At 64.8% G+C, this 2,021-nt stretch carries 2 protein-coding genes; one reads left to right on the top strand and one right to left on the bottom strand.

All coding sequences use genetic code 11. The annotated features are described in order from the left end of the window. The coding region (locus tag AC5RWX_RS32760) for a hypothetical protein (RefSeq protein ID WP_494100336.1) at positions 1-224 on the bottom strand (224 nt) is incomplete at its 3' end. Positions 225-408: 184 nt separating this feature from the next. Between AC5RWX_RS32760 and AC5RWX_RS32755 the strand changes: the two genes are divergently transcribed. Beyond that, positions 409-1,587 (top strand): hypothetical protein, encoded by a 1,179-nt coding sequence (locus tag AC5RWX_RS32755; RefSeq protein ID WP_494100335.1) that lies wholly within the window; start codon positions 409-411, stop codon positions 1,585-1,587. Positions 1,588-2,021 lie beyond the last annotated feature (434 nt).

Below are 2,021 nucleotides of genomic sequence, written 5' to 3'. Positions count from 1 at the left end.
GCGGCCTCCCCTGTCGGTCCGGTTGCCCTTGCGAGTTCTTCTTCCGCTCTTTGGGCTTCAATCGCAGCATCTCGCATTGAGGCAGCATTCGGCGTCGCGGTAGAGCAGCAGGACTCGGGCCCTTCGCCGATCCCTGCCCAGGCTCCTGCCCCCGGTTCAGGGGCGGGAAGCGGGAACTCCATGTCCGGCTCATCCGCCTCGGCGGCATGGCTGAGCCCCTTCACCTTTGGTCTTCCTATTGCCGGCGCTGTCCGCGCCGGCAAAACCTCTGAGCACGTCCCTGCACCGGTGTCGTTCGACCCCGGTTCTTCTCCTGACTAGTTGAGGCACGTCTGCCCATTTCAGGCAGAACGCGGCATTACGGGTTGCTGACACGCACCCCTACCTCAACTTTCAGGAGACATCATCATGAGTTCCAACCTTCGCAGGGGGATGCTCGGCACCCTCTTTGCCGGCGGGCTTTTAGCCTTCGGCTGCACCACGGCGTACGCCGCGGATACCAGCAGCGGATCGGATCTTTCCGCATCTGCCCTCATCTCGGCGGCGGCGTCCGCTGACACGGTGTCGTTGGGCCTGCTGGGTGACCCAACGCCGTCGGAGTCAGCGGGCGTCGCCGCCGTAGCCAACCTCGACCTCGCTCTCGGCACCGCGGTTACCAACGCAACTGCACCGGCCACGACCGATCCCGCAGTCGCAGCAGACGTTGCCGTTGATCTCGGAAACACCACCGGCCAAACCAGCAGCCCCGACCTCGCCACGGCCGCCGCCGTCGACCTCGCTCTCGGCACCGCCGTTACCAACGCAACTGCACCGGCCACGGCCGATCCCGCAGTCGCAGCAGAAGTTGCAGTTGACCTCGGCACAGCCGCAGGAACCGGGGGTGTCACCAATGGGCTGGGCACCGGCGGAGCCGACGCCCTCGTGCACATAAACCTCGGGGACAACAAGGAAACCGACGGCACCACCACCGGCGGAACCGACACCCTCGTAGACGCCGTCGTGGACATCAACCTCGGGGACACCAACGGAACCGACGGCACCACCGGCGGACTCGATGCCGCCATACATGCTGGCGTCGGCATCGGCACTGGCAGTACCGGTAGCACGGGTGGACTGGCCGCCGTCATTGACCTGGGGCTGGGTTTTGGCCTGGGGCTGGGCAATGACGCCAATGACACGGAGAACCCGGGCACAGGCACTCCGGGCACCGTTGACCCAGGCACTGGGACCCCGGGTGACGGCAACACGGGAGGCACCGGCACCGTTGACCCCGGAACTAACGCTCAGGGCACGAACACACCCGGCGCCGGCACCAGCAACGGCACCGTCACCACCGGCTCGAACAACGCTTCTGATGCCGGCACTGCCGGCGTCGGCGGATTTTCGGCAGCACCGGCCGGCTCCACGGCAGTTGGCGGCGCCATCGCCGTCGACACCACCCCTCGCAGCACCCCGGCGGAGGGTGGTGCTGCCGAGCGTGCCAACGGCCTGGCCAAGACGGGAGTGGACCTCTCCCTGGTCCCGCTGGCCCTGCTGCTTCTGGTGGCAGGAATCCTCCTGATGCTCCGCAAGCGCAGGGTGTCCTAGATAGCGAACCATGGCTGACTGTGCCTGCATCATGCGCCTGAAGCGGCAGCAGCAAGCAGGCTGGGAGGAAGGAGGACCCCGCACAACCAAAGAATCAACCAGACAAATCAACGCAAACATGTCATCAGCACACATGTCCTTGTGGACGGTGGTCCGGCGGCGAGAAAGTTACGAAGTTCGCCGCCGGACCATCGGCGTGTCATGGAACCGAAGCCGCGGCCAATCGTCGGTTTACTCCACCGCCCGTATAATTTGTTCTACGACAGTGCCGCAGCGCACCGGGAGGAACGGGTTATGGTGGCGGAATCGCCTAGCTCCATCAAGAATGAAGTGCTCGGCGGACGTTATCGGTTGGGTGAAGTTATTGGCCGCGGTGGTATGTCGTCCGTTTACTGTGCCCGGGACGAAAATCTGGGTCGCGATGTTGCCCTGAA

The organism is Arthrobacter sp. SPT-J7 (assembly GCF_059089965.1).
This window is presented reverse-complemented; position numbering and strand designations above follow the sequence as displayed.

Excerpts from the sequence above, each read along its gene's own strand:
- AC5RWX_RS32755 (WP_494100335.1), top strand. The coding sequence starts at position 409 with ATGAGTTCCAACCTTCGCAGGGGGATGCTCGGCACCCTCTTTGCCGGC.